The following is a 17,670-nucleotide window of genomic DNA, read 5'->3' as shown; positions in this document are numbered from 1 at the left end:
ATCACTTATGTTGATCCTGATTATCATTGATCGTCTGTTCGATATTCGCCAATCCGTCCTGGACACTCTGCTGTCCACTGGCCATCAGTTGGAAATTGTCGTTAACCTGCTTGAAGAAGAAATCCCGGTCGGCTATCGGGCCGATCCATTGACCTAACGCCAATATAGCCAGCGAAGGCTTTAGATGAGGATTGTTCTTCAGGAATTCCGGGTTTTCGGCAATTTCTTTTTTGGCAGGAACGGTAAAGGTGTCCGTATTCCAGGTCGTGAGGTTCTCTTTCTCCGAGATGAATTGGATGAAATCGAGCGCGGCCGCCTGCTGTTTGCTTTTCTTAGACACCGCAAGACCCCAACCGGATTCGGCAGCAAAAACGGGTGGATATTCAGTAAAGGAAGGAACGGAAACGTATTCAAAATCATCAACCTTGTAGTTGTTCTGTCCCGCAGCAATTGTCCAGGGACCACGATAGGTCATGGCTGATTTGCCCTGAAAAAAATAGTCAGAGGTATCCAGCTCACCGCCAAACGTGGTTAAATCCGCAACTTGGTCATCGGCCACGAGCGAGACCAAGGTGGACATCGCTTTCTCTGCTTCCGGTGAGTGGAAGTTAACATGTCCGTCTTCACCCATAAAACTTGCACCTTGCTGCAAAATAAGGGATAAGAATGTAAACGTAATATTGTCTGCCGATACAAAATCGAAGCCTTTGACTTTGATGACATTGTTCTCACGGACAGTCAATTTTTTGGCGTAGTCCACAAGCTCTGTCCAGTTGGACGGTGCGTGATCGAAACCTTGGTCTTTGAGCATTTGCGGGTGAATCAACATGCCGCCATTCTCAATGTTGTACTCAAGTGGCAATCCGTATAGCTTGTTATCTCGCAAATATCCCCCAAGGGGAGCATCATAGTACTCTTTTTTTACATTTTCACTATCAGGGATTTCGACAAGCAGATCGTTCTTGGAATATTCGGGCACCCACGTACCGAAAAATTCAGCAATATCGGGTGGTTTCTTCGCGGAGAATGAGGCTTTCAGCTTCTGGCTGTATACATCATATGGAAAGGTCTGATACTCAATCGTTACATCGGGGTGTAAGGTCTGGTATTTGGATATTAATTTCTTGTATGCGCCCACAATGGCGTCTTCCTGATGACTCCAAAAGACCAGATTTACCTTTCCTTGCGGGTTTGCGGATGTATCGCCGCCTGAAGAGGAGGAGCTGGAACAGCCCGCTTCAGCGAATACAACACAAACCATCGCAAGGATCAGCATAAACTTGGAAAAATGCATTCGCATATCCTCCCTTGTCCTGCAAATTTGCCAGCATATGAAGGGAAGGGCGTTTGAGGATTACGCGTATTTATATAGAAGCAATGTGCTCTGTAGTTGTATGTATGGCAATCTGATGCTCCCGGCACGCCTGCTCAAACCAACCTTCCGGCTGTTTATTCGTAATTACCCCCGTCACCTGCGTTAAAGGAGCAATGGTAAACAAAGCACTTTTCTCAATTTTGCTTTGATCGAATACAGCATAAACCTCGCTGGATCGTTCCATCGTTAATTGGGCTATACGGGCTTCAAGCTCGGAATGCATCGTAAAGCCGAAATTCTGCGTTAATCCGTCCACCCCGAGAAACATTTTCGTAATGTTAATTTTGTCGATCACGCTTTCCGCCAGCGGACCGCATAACTCGTAGCTTTTAGACCGCATAACACCGCCAATGACGACGACCTGAATATCTTCGGCATCAGCCAATTCATAAGCGATATTCACCGCGTTGGTGACAATCGTAATATTACGCTGCTTTTTGAGTGCTTTCGCAATAAAGAACGTTGTTGTACCTCCCGTCAGGCAGATAATGTCCCCCTCTTTAACAAGGGCTGCCGCTGTAGCGGCAATCCGTTCCTTATCCATCCGTCGGAAATCGCGTTTTGCTGCAAAAGGCAGCTCCGATACCGCCGACGTCAGACCCCCTTCATATATGGCTCCCCCGTTTGTTCGAATAATCTCGCCCGCTTTTTCAAGTACGTCCAAATCCCGTCTTGCGGTTGCTTCCGAGCAGCCAACTGTTTGGACAATCTCTTGCAGCGATATTTTTCCATGCGATTTAATCAGTTCCAGTGTTTGTGCTCTGCGCAGTTCACCCTTTGAATATTGCATAAGTCTCTCCTTTAATATGTCTGGGCCTGCATGATATCCGTTAACTTCAGCCCGTGCTAGCTCTATTGTGTAGGATGAAAGGATGGATTGCAATATGTCGACGTGAACTGCATCCCATAAGAAAAGCATCTCTCTAACGGTTATTCATGAGGGATAAGAGGCTGATTATCCAAACCTTCAACCATCATAAAGGTATAATTTGCACCTGATGTTCGTACCCCTCAAAGAGAACATAGTCGATGTCTCCTGCTTTGGAAGACATTGCATTCGCAGCGGCAGCCGCGATAGCCGTACGCAGTTTGGACTCGGGCGATTCGCCGCGCTCCCCTGCATATGCCATGCCGGCAACAAAGGAGTCTCCGCAACCTACCGTATTCACAGGTTGAATGGATGGCGGCTTCGCCAGATATGCATTTCCGTTTATAATAGCCAAAGCACCGTCACTACCGAGTGTTATGCACACTTCGTCAATGCCTTGATGCGCCAACCTGTGCGCTGCACGGGCCCATCCATTTACGTCTTTCGGCTTTTGCCCCAGCCATTCGGCCAGTTCCAGCTCATTTGGCTTCACGAAATGGGGCGTTGCACTCAGCCCAATGCTGAAACTTGTTCCACCAGTATCCAGAAAGGCTCTCGTGCCTGCTGAACGGACAATACAAATCAATTCTGCGTACAATGTGTCCGGTGCACCTGGAGGTAAACTTCCAGACATCACAATTGTACTGGACTGGGTGGCAAGCTCCTGTACTTTTTTCTTGATCGCTTCAACTTCAGCTTCTGACATATTTGGACCCTGCCCAAGCAGCTCGGTAGAGCTACCACTGGAATCATCCACAATGTTGAGGCAAACTCGTGAGTCTCCCGCTGATTGGATAAAAGCAGTCCGTATCCCTCGTTCAGTCAGATTTCTCTCAATAAATACACCGTTATTGCCGGCAATAATGCCTGTAGCTGTGACTTCACCGCCGAGCTGCCGGATCACCTTGGCTACGTTATTGCCTTTGCCACCTGGCTCATTAACCTGTCTTGTCACCCGATGCACTTGGCCTACGCCAAACTTGTCAACGTACAACGTCCGGTCGATGGCCGCATGGAGTGTGACTGTGGTAATCATCGGACTACGCCGGCTTTGCCAGTGCTTCCGCATAACCGTATTTTCTCCATGGCAAGCCGTTTAACCGCTTCCTTCGCTGGAGCCATGTATTTGCGTGGATCATTCTCTTCCGGATGGATTACAAATACATCTTTGATAGCTTCGGAAAAAGCAATACGCAGCTCTGTGGCTATGTTTACCTTGGACATCCCCAGTGCAACCGCCCGATGAATCTGTTCAGCTGGTATACCCGAACCACCGTGCAGCACCAAAGGAACCGATACTCGATTCGCAATGGTTTCCATTCGTTCAAAATCTATGTTCGGCTGTCCCTTATAAATACCGTGTGCGGTTCCGATTGCGGGAGCGAGCGTAGTTACGCCGGTGCGTTCAACAAACTGCACGCAATCTTCAGGATCTGCCAGGGAAGCATCGTGTTCATCGACGACAATATCGTCCTCAACGCCCCCGACCTTGCCAAGCTCCGCCTCCACGTTCACGCCAGATGCCTGTGCAACCTCCATCACTTTACGGGTTAGGTTCACATTTTCTTCAAAAGGGTACATGGATGCATCGATCATAACGGAGGTATAACCTGCTCGTATGCATCGGATAATTGTCGAAAAATCAGTACAGTGATCCAAATGAAGTGCGATGGGGATATCCGTCAAGTCCGCTGCGGTTTTGGCCGCATGGGCAATGTAATCCGGACCCAAGTGGTTGACTGTGCCCACCGTAGTTTGAATAATGAGTGGTGACTCGGTTTCTACAGCCGCTTCAACGACAGCCTGAAGCATCTCCAGGGTATGAACGTTAAATGCAGCGATGGCGTATTGGTCCCTACGAGCTATTTGCAGCATTTCAGTGGACGAGATCAGTGGCATATCCATTCCCCCTCTTAAGGTTTCGTCACTTCCTGCTTCAAGGCTTCAAGTTAATTAACACCTTCTATCAGGATACATGGCGATGATTCGATCTATCCTGCACCTCCCTTCACGGGTCAGATGAGATTGGGAAACATTTGAAAATTTCTAGCTTGTGATCATAATAATCCTTTAATTTGATTAAATCAATCATTATTTTGGAAATCTATTGCAATTTACAGGGATATAAAGGCATAATTATGATTAACACAATCAATAAACTATATAATTGATCGAAAAGATCAAAAACTGAACTTATCAATCTAAATCATTCCCGGGAGGTATTTTTATGAGTTTGACGTATCACGAAGTAAAAGAACAATATAAGGCATTGCAGCAGACCTACAACTATTTACTGGCCAAGCGCACGGAATTTACTGCCTTTGTCCAAGCTCAAGCGATTACCTCCGTAACCTTCGTTGGCGCCGGGTCCAGCTATTGCTTGAGCGAAACGGCCGCTTTTTCCTTCCGTTTGCGTGCTGGCCTGCCTGCAATGTCACTTGCTGCTGGTGATCTCATGCTCCATGCAGACCGCTATCGTCCCATGCTGGAGGGCAGCCTGATCATAGCGCCGTCACGATCTGGCAGTACGAGTGAGGTCGTTGAAGCGTTACGTTTACTCCAGTCCGATCAACGTATTCCTTTATTAACGATTTCTTGTGTAACGGACTCGCCGTTATCCAAAAGCGCCGATTTCCCTCTGGAACTGCCCTGGGCTTTTGACCATAGCGTTTGCCAGACCCGCACAGTGACCAATCTGTATGCAGCCAATCTCCTTCTTGCCGCTTTTCTTGCTGGTGATGAGGAGCTGATTATTGATTTGCAGGAAGCGATTCATCAAGGTGAAGCCTATATGGCACGTGTAGAGGGCAGCATCCGCCGCGTCTCCAACTTCAATTGGACGAACGCAGTCCTGCTCGCAGACGGTGAACTACAAGGGCTGGCAGCCGAGGGTGCCATCGCTCTGACCGAGATTGCCAAGACGCAAGCCCACGCATACCATCTTCTTGACGTCCGGCACGGGCCGATGGTCACTGTAGGTTCAGATACACTAGTGATTGCTGCCTTGTCGGACAGCGGTATTGAGCATCAGCGCAATCTGTTGAGGGATATTAAGGAGCGTGGAGCCACCATTATTACGTTTGCCGACCGGACGATGGACATCCCGCAGGAGTTCATTGACCTTGAAATCACAACTGATCGTCCGCTTAATACAGCGGTAAGAGGTATCCCTTTCATTTTCATCTCGCAAATCGCTGCTTTGGCTAATGCCGAACGCCATGGTATTAACCCGGATCAACCGGATGGGCTGGTTGCCTGGGTCAAGCTGTAAAAAGAAAGGTTAGTTCTTTCGATCAGCTTGGACGTTTCGAGCAAGGGTAATTTCAGAGGAAAATCCTAAGACTTCTATTCGAGGCAGAATAGAAGTCTTTCAATTGAAGGTCAAGAGTGAATTTATACACCCAGTGAGATAATTAGGCAAACATTTGATATGAATGATATAACGCCAGAATTATGATTCGGTACATAATAAAGATATTAAAAGGAGGGCTTTTAACATGGAAAAAGTAATACTTAACAATGGTGTAGAGATGCCCATTATGGGTTTTGGTGTTTTTCAAATTGCAGATCAAAATGAATGCGAACAAAGCGTTTACGATGCCATTATGGCAGGATATCGCCTGATTGATACAGCTGCTTCATATCTGAATGAAGAAGCCGTTGGTCGAGCCATTAAACGAAGTGGTGTGGCAAGAGAAGAGCTATTTATCACTACGAAGCTTTGGGTTCAGGATACGGGTTATGAAAACACTAAAAAAGCATTCGAAAAATCTCTGGAACGCTTGCAGTTGGATGTGTTGGATCTGTATTTAATTCATCAGCCTTTTGGCGATGTATACGGCTCTTGGCGAGCTATGGAGGAATTGTATCGTGAAGGAAAGATCCGTGCCATAGGGGTAAGTAACTTCCAGATGGATCGTCTGATCGATTTAATCATTCATAATGAGGTAGTTCCTGCGGTAAACCAGGTGGAAACACACCCTTTCAATCAACAAATTGAGAGTGCTGCATTTATGAAAGAGAATCATGTTCAGATTCAATCGTGGGCTCCTTTTGCTGAAGGTAAAAATAATCTGTTCCAGAATGAATTGTTGGTATCCATCGCGGAAAAGCTGAATAAATCCGTTGCTCAGGTCGTTTTACGCTGGTTGACACAAAGAGAAGTCGTTGTCATTCCGAAGTCTGTTCGTAAAGAAAGAATTGTGGAGAATTTTGATATCTTTGATTTTGAATTAAGCCCAAATGATATGGAATCAATTACTGCTTTAGATACGAAGCAGAGTCTGTTCTTTTCTCACAATGACCCAGAGATGGTAAAATGGCTCGGTACCCGTAAACTTGATATCTGACCCTTTCTAATGATAAAAGTCGCCATTTCTGGCGACTTTTTGTGTTCATCCGAATCCTTGTTGGATAAATCATCCTAGCTAAGTACACATTATGAACATCTCATATTGGACAAGAGGTGTCTCATGACCCAACCCCACACTACTTTTTCTGAATTAAAGAAAAACATCTCCTATGTGGAGCAGTCCCTTTTTCAAACTGATGATCTGAATAAACACTTTATCTCGTTACATGGTGTCGAGGGTGTACTTCTCTATATTGAGTCACTTGTGGATCAGGAGATCATACAGACACATGTATTAGCCTCGTTGTACGACCACTGCAATCCTGTAGACCATCCCTTATTTACCACATTGGGTAGTCATCTGGAAACGGATCTGCAAAAGGCAATAGATTCACTCATTCAAGGAAAGTGCCTCTACATACTGGATGGAGCTACCGAGTTTTATATTCTTTCTACAGAGAAAATGTATGCCCGTACAACGACGGAACCGGAAAACGAAGGCGTTATTCGAGGTGCGCATAATGGATTCATTGAGCAGCTTTCCGTCAATTTGAATCTGATTCGCAGACAAATTATTAGTCCGTCATTAATAGTTCGTTATTTTAATGTGGGTGAGAAAACCCGTACCAAAATTGCTGTCGTCTATCTACAGGATGTAGCCAATCCGGAGTTGGTGGATAAAGTGAAAGAGCGAATTTTGTCCATTACCTCAGATATGGTTCTGGCACCCGGATTTATTGAAGAGCTCATAGAGGATAGCCCATTCTCCTTGTTCCCGCAACAGCTGAGCACTGAAAGGCCAGATCGGGTTATTGCCAATCTGCTGGAAGGGCGTTTAGCCATTCTTGCAGAAGGCAGCCCTTCAGCCCTTATCGCTCCCGTTACATTTTTTGCATTTTACCAGAGCCCGGATGATTATCACGGTCGGTGGATGGTAAGTTCATTTTTAAGATTAATTCGAATGATGAGCTTTATCATTGCTTTCACGTTGCCTGCTGTTTATATCGCAACCATCTCCTTCCACTCGGCCATTTTACCGTTGGAGCTGGCACATACAATCAAAAAATCTTTGCAGAACATCCCGTTCCCTGCTCTTATTGAGGCAATGCTGCTTGAACTAATCTTTGAAGTATTGAGAGAGGCCGGAGTGAGACTGCCCAGCCGCGTGGGTCAAACCATCGGTATCGTTGGCGGTTTGGTTATTGGAGATGCCATTGTTCGTGCAGGCCTTGTATCCTATACGATGATCATCGTTGTATCGTTAACTGCCATTTCCTCCTTTCTCGTGCCATCTCATGAGATGAGTTCAGCAGTACGTATTCTTCGTTTTCCAATGATGATTGGCGCAGCGATCTTTGGATACATTGGTATTGCTTTTGGACTGGTATTTCTTACAATTCATCTGTGCAAGCTGGAAACCTTCGGTTCTCCCTATTTTGCGCCAGTGGCACCTTTTCGACTAGCCGACATGAAGGATGTATTCATTCGTTTTCCGATCTGGGCGCTTCGTCAACGACCTCATGATGCCAGACCACAACAATTGAAACAGCAGAAGTTCTCTAGGAGTTGGAAAAAACGTGAATAAAGATATTACGATCACTCGGGGACAATTATTTTTCCTGATTTTGAAATTCGAAATCGGCGTGGATATTTTGTCACTCCCTTATCGCATCCATCTTCTATCCCATGGCGCCGGGTGGATCTCTGTTTTCCTTGGCGGTATTTTGATCCAATTAATCATATTCATGTGCTGGATGCTCATGCGGCGTTTCCCTAGCTCTTCCATATATGAAATCACGACCCTGATTACCGGTAATGTGATTGGAAAAATTCTTACAATTGGCTACATTGGATATTACCTGTTCATGGGGACTTCTGTGCTGGTGAACGCTTACGGTGTTATTAATCGCTGGATGCTGCAGGACACACCCAGGTGGGCCATACTGTCCCTCTTTCTGTTCAGCAGCATTTATCTGGTTCGTCAAAACCTGCGAATTATTGCGAGAGTGCTTGTACTGATTTCGTTTTTGGTTATACCCATGATGGTTTTGATCAGTTATGGACTCAAGAAAGTTAATTTGCTGTATTTGCTGCCTTTGGACGAAGCAGGCTGGCCCAATATTATAAGCGGCTCAACCGAAACGTTAATGGCCATGTTTGGATTTGAATTTTTCCTCGTTGTGTATCCCATGGTAGAAGGCAAAAGTACGGGTAAGCTCAAATCCATTGCTGCAGCAAGTGCAGTCGTCGCTGTACTGTATTCGTTCAGCGTGTTCATATGTTCAACGGCATTCAGTCCCCAGCAGCTCGATATGATGCCTGAACCTGTTATATATCTGCTCCGTTCCATCCCGCTCGGGACAATGGATCGGGCCGATTTTCTGTTCCTCCCGATTTGGTTAATCTCCATTTTCGGCGCGATTTGCGGTTATTATTATGCTGCTTCCTATGGTTTAGGTTATCTTTTTAAACAAAAAAACCATAAAAAAGCCGTGCCGTATGTCGTCATTGCATCTTGTATCATTGCCTACCTGCCACAGCAGCAAGAAAATCTCGAGATGGTTAGTACGGATGCCAACAAATCAGCCTACCTATTTCTCATCATTCTTCCTCTTTTGTTGCTGATCCTGTCTTATATATTGAGACGAAAGGAGAAGACGATATGAGAAAGCGAGGAACGGTCCTTGGAACGCTGACACTACTTATGCTGTCGACAGGCTGCTGGGATCAGGACAGTCTAAAGGATGCAAGATTAGCTAATGCTTCTGCGTATGATATAACTTCTGAGGGGGAAATCAAGCAAACTCTCGAAATTGTCGATGATTTTGAAAGTGAACAAGGCAACAGCGATAATGAAATTCATTCAGGTACGGGGAGATCTGTTCGTCAGAGCACGGATCGAATTCGGGCCAAAGTCACTGGGGACATTCGTTTCTTCAAGTATGGAATGATTCTATATGGTAACAAACTTGCACAAAACGATATTTATCCCTATTTGGACGTCTTATATCGGGAACCCGATTATCCAACCTCACACGTAAAAATAGGCATCGTTGATGGCGCAGCCGGAGATTTGTTACAACAAAAAAGAGTCGGCAGCATTTTGATTGGTGAGTTTATAACGAAAAAGATTAAAAGTCTGGAGGAATTGTGCATTTTCCCCGAGATGACGTTGGAAACCCTGCTTCCACCCATGCTTGACCCAGGTCAGGATTTTGCGCTGCCCTATCTTTATCAGGACGGAGAAGAGATTGCTGCACGGGGGATTGCCCTGTTCCATGATCAAAAGTTCACCGGGAGTCTGAACACGGAACAAGGGCCACTTTACGTTATTATGAGCGGGAAATGGAATAAGGCTGCGCGCTTTGTCAAAAAGATACACTCCGGTCCTTCCAATGATCCGAGAAATTACGTTACTTATGAAGCAAATACGGAAAAAATTAAACGCAAGCTGAACGTAAAGGTGGGTAACGACAGTAAGATTGATGTGAGTCTCCGTGTAAATCTTCCTGTTACTATTGTTGAATATCCAAGAGATCATCTTCAGGAAAAGGGTACGATTGAACGTCTAAACCGTCAGCTATCGGAAGCCATGACCCGGGATGCTGAGGTAATTATCCAGACACTACAGCGAAGTGGATGTGATTCATTTGGTATTGGAAGGCAGTTAATTGCACATTATCCGGACTTGTGGAAACAGTTGGATTGGAACAAAGAATATGCTCAGGTTCGTTTTCACCCGGAAGTGAAGGTCAAAGTGATCGGAAGCGGTGTATTGAATTAGCATCAAACCCAAAAGAGCCGTAGTAATATACGGCTTTTTTGGGTTTGATGAAGCAAATCAGTTATGGTTCAACGATAATTTCTTCTCGTGTACAACTTTATTGATTTAAAATAGGTATTTCCCCCAGCAGGTTTTTCAGGTTAATTGCATCCCATGGCATGTGCTCGGTTATACCTAACCCCACGACATCTGTTTCTTTCGATATTTCTTTAAGTAGATGCAGGAGCTGAGGGATTTGCAAGCTTCCCGCAGGAGAGAACGTATAAGGTCCTTCAGGACTCGCGAATAGTAAGGAGCGAAAAGCTTTGGGATCCAGCACATCCAGATCCAGGTGAACAGCCAGATGCTTAATGCCGCTTTCTTTAATCCACTCTTTGATGGATGCTGTACTTTTCGTTAATTCTTCGGCTCCGGCAGTTTTAATGCCAAGTCTTTGAATCATTTCTGTATCTGATTCAGCGGTTGTTATACCCAATCTTTCAAATGCTGCTGAGATTACTTCGCTTTCCTCTTCTGTAGGTGTTGCCAACCCCGCGATAAAGACATTTTCAGGTTTTAGAGGGATTTTTACATGTTTTGCAAACTCCTCATCCCCTTCTCCCAAAAGATTTCCTAGTGGTAGCGTATGTCCGTTATCATAACCCACGTAACCAACCAAATCACTGTGCGCATCGATCCAAATCAATCCTAATTCTCCATTATACCGTTCATTTAAATAGGCAAATGGGGCTTGTTCGACCAAGCAATCCCCACCAAACATGACGATGCGGTCAGGCATGTGAGCATGAATAATATGCTGGGCCGCTTCCAGTTGTTCGATGAGTTGTTTTCTCCCATTGACACCATCCTCGTTTTCCAGTGGAGTTCCATCATATGCTCGTACAGGTACTTGAATCAGTGGTTGATCATTATCAGGAGCCAGCCAGGCAAGCAGTTCCGCCCCAAAAGAGTAGTTAGGATTATTCCCGCCTTGCCACTGTGGCATTAACAGACGTATTGTTTTTTGATTCATGTTTTTCTCTCCTTTACTTCAAAGTAAGGTTAGTATAAACTGAACGCAAATCAAAAAGTAGTACGCACTATTATGACAGGTACTACCCGAAAGGATAGCATAAATATGAGCATGGCTGAATATCAGGGTAAGGTTAAACATATTCAAGATACGCCGTTTGGCTACACACTGTCTGTCATTGGCGGTAAATGGAAGATGGTCATTATTTATCTTTTGGCAGAAAACCAACCGGTACGCTTTAATGAACTGAAAAGACAAATTGGAGCAATTACATTTAAAACATTGAGTTCACAACTCAAAGAATTGGAAGCGGATGGTATGGTCGAACGGAAAGAGTATCCTCAAGTCCCACCTAAAGTCGAGTACAGTCTGACCAATAAAGCAGAAACATTATTGCCCGTTCTGGAAGGTTTGTGCGAGTGGGGAGTACAAAATCAAAGTGAAAGAGATGTGTCGGAGGATGATTAACTTTAGAAATAAAACCTATCGCTGTACATCGGAAATTGTCATGAGCTTACTTAGCGGCAAATGGAAAATTTCTATACTCAATCACTTAACAAAAGGTCCCATTCGATTTAATGAGCTACAGCGACTTCTTCCTGATGCAACCCAACGCATGATTACGATGCAGCTTAGAATGCTTGAAAGTGACGGTCTGATTATTCGTAAGGTCTATCCGGTTGCACCGCCAAAAGTAGAATATTATTTGTCCGATCTGGGTGAGGAACTGGCCCCCATGCTTCAGATGTTGTGCAAGTTTGGCACGACTTATATCGAGAAGTTCCCCGACGAAGTATCTTGCGACAATGATGACTCTCGCCGTGACATCGCTAATGTAAATTAGAGTATTCGTAATTTGACGGCAGCAGCTGTGTACGAATACGCTGCCGCCGTCATATCATCTGTCACGAATGGTTTAAGGCATTACAACACCAGAAATTGCGTTCCATACCCCTTCCCGGAAACCAAAGCTGCTTCCAGCTCCTCTTGATCTCCTTTTTCCAATAACACCACATTTTCAGGATACAGCTTGCCTAACAAAGCCCACTGTACAAGTTCATTCCCACCTGTTGAAATGAAATGGACTCCTGCGTCCGTATTTGTCACCAACCCGGGATGCGACAGAATGTCTGCTACCTGATGAATGCTGGTCGATGGTCGCTCCACGGCAGCATCCTTGGAATGGCTGTTCTTTTCAGGCCGATATGAAAATCGATGCCCCCTAAAGAGCTGACCGAGATCCACACTAGATTCTACACTAGATGATGCATGACCTTCTCTCTCCACACTGAAACGCAGGGTTGTTCGATCTGACTCTATATTCGGAAGCAGTCGTGCGATGGATGGAAGATCACTGTGATCTTCTGAAATGTGAAGATGATTCTTGCTACCAGGTATACCCGTTCCTGTTTCGTCGCGTGGTGCAGCATAATAATCGTCATATTCATATTCGAATGAGATGGCAACTATATCTTTTGTATCTTCAGTCTCAATGGTTTGTACTGGATGCCACTTCAGAAGATAACGCGCAGCCGTGCCAGCCGACTCTCCCAAGCCAGCTGGAAATACGGTTCCTAGAGAATATTGAAAACCATAACCAGCAGAGGTCAAACCCGAGCTAACGACACTCTGTGCATATTGAACAATCGCCTTGTGAGTTAATTCCTTCCCGAGCAATTGAGTTAAAAAGATCTTACGGGCAGGCTCCAGAAAACGTAATCCTTTGAATTGCGTGTGTTCCTTGACTTCAAAGGGTACTTGTTCCCAATTGGCAAAGGGAAGTAATGCATCACGCAGCAATACAAATTGGTGCAAGTATTCATTATATAGCTGCATAACTTTTGGTCCCCCAGCGGGTCCCCAAACCTGAGCTATAGCTTCCGGTATCAGAGTATGACCGTAGCAATGACTTCTAAATTCCAGCTCTCCAAGAGTTTCCGCCCCATATTGCGCCAGTGCCCTCTTTTCATAATTAATCTCTCGTGCCCAGAGAACCAATTGTTCACCAATGCGTGCAGCCTGTGCCGTAATTTCAACACCCGCTTTATCCTTCAAAGCCAAAGGTCCAAGCGGTAGTGATGAAAGATCACCGGAGATTGCCAAATTGGCCTGAAGGCTGTCCAATAACACCGAAGGATTACCGTCTATCGGTTCGCCAAGCTGAACCAGTATGGCTTCAAGTAGTTTATCCAGCTCTATGACGACCTCTTTTGCTCTATATATGCCGTCAGGCAATTTCCAATTCAAAGCCGCATTCTCTCCTGTTCTAATCGAGTCCTGTGAATATGTGCCAATGAGATACTCCACATCTATTGCGTTTCCCCATTCGATACGTTTATCTTTCAAGTGAAGTTGATACGCTGGCATTTATTCCACCCCTTCAGTACGATTTATATATTGAACGACAATTCAACTTGCCCTTCGAATGTTAGATTATCAGGTGTCCTGATCGCTGAATAGTACGCACTTTTTTGTATGATCCGATCATTTTTGTGTCGTAGGATACTTTTTGATCCTGCAAAAACAAAGAATCGAATGGTACGATTTTTTAACAAGTTTTCCATCCTGTGCTTGTAAAACGAGCTTGCAGGTACAGTAAAAAAAAGCCGCTGTTAGGCGACTCTCCAAGTAACTCATTCTTTCTCGAATCTTATGCTATATGTTATATATCTAGACTTCATTAAAGCTTCGCATGACGTCTACAAAATGATCGACTTGCGAGGACTGATTGCTGCGCAGCCAGCAGATTGCCAAAGTTAATTCAAAACTTGGTTCCGTGAGCGGGATAAACGTAACGTCATTCTCAAACATTTTACTCATGCATCCAAGTACAAAAGCGACACCGATGCCCGTGGCTACGAGACCGACTACCGCTTGGTCACTTGCCGCTTGCTGCACAATATGGGGTGTGAACCCAGCCTGGCGACATAACAGAATAAAGGAGTCGAACAAGGCTGGCGAATCATTCCGATTTAAGATAACGAAGGATTCATTTTTTAAATCTGCGAGAGTAATGTGTTGTTTATCCGATAAAAGATGTTTTTTGGGCAGAGCTACGACGAGGGGCTCCGTTGAAAATGGAAGCCAATTCATGCTGTGTTCACTATGCTTGTCATTTAGATCAACTGAAAAACCAATATCTATTTCGCCCTGTAACAGTTTTTGCTCCACTTGATCGGATTCCATCTCTTGCATAACAATCTCGACATCGGGATAGAGCTCACGATAAAGCCGTATAGCACTTGGCAAAACGGTATATAGCATAATTCCAAAATAACCGATGGTCAGCCTCCCTCTTCTGCCGGTTTCTGATCTTTTGGCTTCGTCTATCCCCCGTTGCAAATGCTTGAAAGCGAGTTGGACTTCTGCTAATAGTGCCTCTCCAGCCATAGTCAATTCGACTTTGCGTGTTGTTCGTTTGAATAGCTTGAGGTCAAGCTCATTCTCTAATTGCCCAATTTGGTGGCTTACCGTCTGCTGGGAAGCATGCAAACGTTCAGCTGCACGGCCAAAATGCAATTGACTGGCAACCTCCACAAAATATTTTAATTGCTGAAGCTCCACTTTCTTGTCTCCTTAACGATTCTAATTAGTTTTTTAAAGTTATTATACTATTTGAATTGTTAATCAACAAAATATCCGGTGTATTTCGAGTAAATAAACCTCCTTATACTTAGGTAGTGGATGAAACGAAAAAAAAGAAACCACATCAATAGGAGGCAATAAAATGATATCAGAAGGAAGTAGTTCAACGAAGAGAGATTTGGATTTAAGCTCCATAAAACGAGGGCCCATTATCATAGCCTTGATCATAGGCGCATTTGTAGCGATATTAAATGAAACATTGCTTGGTATTGCATTTCCGGATTTAATGAAGCAATTCGAAGTAGGAGCGTCCACAATTCAATGGCTATCCACTGTCTATATGCTGATTATCGGTATACTGGTACCCGTGACAGCCATGCTTCAGCAATGGTTTACCACACGACAGATGTTTTTATCGGCGATGCTACTCTTTTTGGTAGGTACAATAATTTGCGGATTTTCCGGTTCTTTTCCTGTACTTTTAATTGGACGAATCATTCAAGCATCGGGTACTGGATTACTGATTCCGGTTATGATGAATACCATTCTTATTATTTTTCCACCAAGCAATCGTGGTGCGGCTATGGGCATGATGGGTCTCGTTCTCATGTTCGGTCCAGCTATTGGTCCTACCTTATCAGGTCTTATTATTGATTCCTTATCATGGCATTGGTTATTTTTCCTTGTTATTCCGTTAGTCGTGGTTTCCATTGTGTTCGGATTTATGTATTTGGAAAATGTTTCTGATATTACAAAACCGAAGGTTGATCTGTTATCGATCTTACTCTCAACAATCGGTTTCGGTGGTATCGTTTACGGTTTCAGTACAGCCGGCGAAGTATCATGGTCAGAACCAGAGGTCATTTGGACCATTGCTGCAGGCTTCGTATCCCTTATCTTGTTCACCTGGCGACAGCTGGTCGTCAAAGAACCCATGATGGATTTGCGGGCATTCAAATATCCGATGTTTGCTCTAACTGTCTCTCTAATGATCGTCATGACAATGACACTCTTCTCGACAGCGCTTATATTGCCACTATATATGCAGCAGGCTATGATGATGACAGCCTTGGCAGCAGGCTTGACATTAATGCCGGGAGGTATCGCCAATGGAATCATGTCTCCAATCTCTGGCAAGCTTTTCGATAAATTTGGACCGAGAGTGTTGATCGTACCTGGACTTGTCATTACAGCTGTTTCCTTATTCCTGCTATCCAGAGTTGATCTCGGAACGAGTACAGGAGTATTAATTACGCTTCACATCATTTTGATGATTGGCATCTCCATGATTATGATGCCTGCACAAACGACTGGGCTTAATCAACTTCCCAAGAAGCTTTATCCACATGGCACTGCCATTATGAGTACGTTACAGCAGGTTTCGGGAGCAATCGGTACAGCATTGTTCATTAGCATATTTTCAAACGGAACTAAAAAATATTTGGAATCCTCCTCAGATCCCATGGCACCTGCCGAAGCGATAAACGGATTGGTGAGCGGGATGCAAGTCGCGATTCAGGTTGCTTTTTTTATTAGTCTTCTTGCTTTGTTGCTAGGATTCTTCGTTAAACGTACCCAAGCTCCTGATGAAGCTCAAGTGGGACATGATCAACCGATGCATTAGAAGGAATACAACAGTCCAAATAAGGGATGCCAACGCTAATCTACATTAGCGTGAGCATCCCTGTATGTTCAACGATTTAATTTTCAACGTATGAGCCTGGGCGTACTGCAATAGTATAGTTAGAATACTTTTGATTATTTCGACTATTCTCCGCGAGCAACACGAAAACCCTGATCCGGACCAAAACCATTTGCATCGAATTTGCCTCGAAAAGCGATCTCGTTATTGTTAACACCACCGATCCAGCCTCCGCCTTTTACAACCCGAAATGAAGCAATTTGATTCTCAGCATCGCTATACCAGTCCCAGCACCATTCTCTTACATTGCCAGACATATCGTAGATACCAAGCTCGTTGGGCTGTTGGGTACCAATCGATTGGGTTTTGTTTTTGTTGCTCTCTATGGCAGGCCAGTTCCAGTCTCCAGTTAAAATTTTGTCCCCGGCGTTCTTCCAATACCATGCGACTTCGTCAGCTTTGTTGCTGCCGCTGTACGTGTAATTCTTGCTCTCCTGACCTCCGCCTGCAGCATATTCCCATTCCGCTTCTGTAGGCAGTCGGTATCCGTTAGTTCCCTCATTGATGGTTACTGTCCATTTTATATTATCGTTATCATTCTTATTATTCAGGTCTTGGGTATTCTTATCGATGTTGTAGTGCGGCTTTAAGCCCTCTTTTATACTTCTTTGATTGCAATACTCTACCGCGTCATACCAACTCACCATTTCTACCGGTAATTGATCACCTTTGAATCCGGAGGGGTTATTTCCCATCACATCTTCCCACTCTTTTTGAGTTACCTCATACTTCCCGATATAAAAGTTCGACAGAGTCACATTTCTTCCAGCAAAATTGGACTTATTGTTTTTAAACGTTCCACCTTGCACGAATACAAGGTTATCCTTCGGTTCGGGTTTATCCTGCGAACAAGCGCTAATTACTAGCATTGTTGCTATTAAAAAGAACATTAATAGCTTTCTCATTGAACGATCTCCTTTAAGCTAATGGGAAGATATGGATATGATGCCGGCCATTCGCATCCGGCAACATCGAAGACCGTTTTTCTGACTG

16 protein-coding genes are annotated in these 17,670 nt (G+C 44.6%); 8 read left to right on the top strand and 8 right to left on the bottom strand.

Annotated elements, in window-relative coordinates; translation table 11 throughout:
* Position 1: 1 nt before the first annotated feature.
* From RS891_RS15335 to fba, 4 genes are all read right to left on the bottom strand, one after another.
* Positions 2-1,294: an ABC transporter substrate-binding protein gene (locus tag RS891_RS15335; RefSeq protein ID WP_315795968.1), complete on the bottom strand. Its 1,293-nt coding sequence runs from the start codon at positions 1,292-1,294 to the stop codon at positions 2-4.
* A 70-nt stretch (positions 1,295-1,364) separates the two neighbouring features.
* Complete coding sequence (locus RS891_RS15330; protein ID WP_315795966.1) at positions 1,365-2,165, bottom strand: DeoR/GlpR family DNA-binding transcription regulator; 801 nt, start codon at positions 2,163-2,165, stop codon at positions 1,365-1,367.
* Between the two features lie 184 nt (positions 2,166-2,349).
* On the bottom strand, positions 2,350-3,312 hold the full coding sequence (locus tag RS891_RS15325) for a 1-phosphofructokinase family hexose kinase (protein WP_315795964.1): 963 nt from the start codon (positions 3,310-3,312) through the stop codon (positions 2,350-2,352).
* Complete coding sequence (gene fba / locus RS891_RS15320) at positions 3,276-4,142, bottom strand: class II fructose-1,6-bisphosphate aldolase (protein ID WP_315795962.1); 867 nt, start codon at positions 4,140-4,142, stop codon at positions 3,276-3,278. Before fba ends, RS891_RS15325 begins: the two co-directional genes overlap by 37 nt.
* Before the next feature lie 328 nt (positions 4,143-4,470).
* On the opposite strand from fba, the gene RS891_RS15315 reads away from it, so the two are divergent.
* The 5 genes from RS891_RS15315 (at position 4,471) to RS891_RS15295 (ending at position 10,378) form a co-directional block, all read left to right on the top strand.
* Complete coding sequence (locus tag RS891_RS15315) at positions 4,471-5,514, top strand: SIS domain-containing protein (protein WP_315795960.1); 1,044 nt, start codon at positions 4,471-4,473, stop codon at positions 5,512-5,514.
* A gap of 226 nt (positions 5,515-5,740) precedes the next feature.
* The gene (locus tag RS891_RS15310; RefSeq protein WP_113054769.1) at positions 5,741-6,592 is read left to right on the top strand and encodes an aldo/keto reductase; all 852 of its coding nucleotides are present in this window, start codon (positions 5,741-5,743) and stop codon (positions 6,590-6,592) included.
* 123 nt (positions 6,593-6,715) lie between these two features.
* A complete protein-coding gene (locus tag RS891_RS15305; RefSeq protein WP_315795958.1) occupies positions 6,716-8,179 on the top strand; it encodes a spore germination protein in 1,464 nt (487 codons plus the stop codon).
* Positions 8,172-9,260 (top strand): GerAB/ArcD/ProY family transporter, encoded by a 1,089-nt coding sequence (locus RS891_RS15300; protein ID WP_113054771.1) that lies wholly within the window; start codon positions 8,172-8,174, stop codon positions 9,258-9,260. The genes RS891_RS15305 and RS891_RS15300 overlap by 8 nt, the downstream gene beginning before the upstream one ends.
* Positions 9,257-10,378, top strand: a complete 1,122-nt coding sequence (locus RS891_RS15295; RefSeq protein ID WP_315795956.1) for a Ger(x)C family spore germination protein — start codon at positions 9,257-9,259, stop codon at positions 10,376-10,378. The genes RS891_RS15300 and RS891_RS15295 overlap by 4 nt, the downstream gene beginning before the upstream one ends.
* Before the next feature lie 97 nt (positions 10,379-10,475).
* Here the strand turns inward: RS891_RS15295 and RS891_RS15290 are convergent, their stop codons facing one another.
* Positions 10,476-11,390 (bottom strand): arginase family protein, encoded by a 915-nt coding sequence (locus RS891_RS15290; protein WP_315795954.1) that lies wholly within the window; start codon positions 11,388-11,390, stop codon positions 10,476-10,478.
* A 105-nt stretch (positions 11,391-11,495) separates the two neighbouring features.
* On the opposite strand from RS891_RS15290, the gene RS891_RS15285 reads away from it, so the two are divergent.
* Together RS891_RS15285 and RS891_RS15280 are read left to right on the top strand one after the other, a co-directional pair.
* A complete protein-coding gene (locus tag RS891_RS15285; protein WP_315795952.1) occupies positions 11,496-11,858 on the top strand; it encodes a winged helix-turn-helix transcriptional regulator in 363 nt (120 codons plus the stop codon).
* Positions 11,859-11,898: 40 nt separating this feature from the next.
* Positions 11,899-12,234, top strand: coding sequence for a winged helix-turn-helix transcriptional regulator (locus RS891_RS15280; protein WP_397386920.1), 336 nt, complete (start codon positions 11,899-11,901; stop codon positions 12,232-12,234).
* Between the two features lie 80 nt (positions 12,235-12,314).
* On the opposite strand, the gene RS891_RS15275 is transcribed toward RS891_RS15280, so the two are convergent.
* Together RS891_RS15275 and RS891_RS15270 are read right to left on the bottom strand one after the other, a co-directional pair.
* Positions 12,315-13,757 (bottom strand): hypothetical protein, encoded by a 1,443-nt coding sequence (locus RS891_RS15275; protein WP_315795949.1) that lies wholly within the window; start codon positions 13,755-13,757, stop codon positions 12,315-12,317.
* A gap of 303 nt (positions 13,758-14,060) precedes the next feature.
* Positions 14,061-14,954, bottom strand: a complete 894-nt coding sequence (locus RS891_RS15270) for a LysR family transcriptional regulator (protein ID WP_315795947.1) — start codon at positions 14,952-14,954, stop codon at positions 14,061-14,063.
* Between the two features lie 163 nt (positions 14,955-15,117).
* On the opposite strand from RS891_RS15270, the gene RS891_RS15265 reads away from it, so the two are divergent.
* Positions 15,118-16,599, top strand: coding sequence for a DHA2 family efflux MFS transporter permease subunit (locus RS891_RS15265; protein ID WP_315795946.1), 1,482 nt, complete (start codon positions 15,118-15,120; stop codon positions 16,597-16,599).
* A 143-nt stretch (positions 16,600-16,742) separates the two neighbouring features.
* Here RS891_RS15265 and RS891_RS15260 read toward each other — a convergent pair whose 3' ends face one another.
* Complete coding sequence (locus RS891_RS15260; protein WP_315795944.1) at positions 16,743-17,582, bottom strand: formylglycine-generating enzyme family protein; 840 nt, start codon at positions 17,580-17,582, stop codon at positions 16,743-16,745.
* Positions 17,583-17,670 lie beyond the last annotated feature (88 nt).

Source organism: Paenibacillus sp. BIC5C1, from assembly GCF_032399705.1.
GTDB lineage: Bacteria > Bacillota > Bacilli > Paenibacillales > Paenibacillaceae > Paenibacillus > Paenibacillus taichungensis_A.
This window is presented reverse-complemented; position numbering and strand designations above follow the sequence as displayed.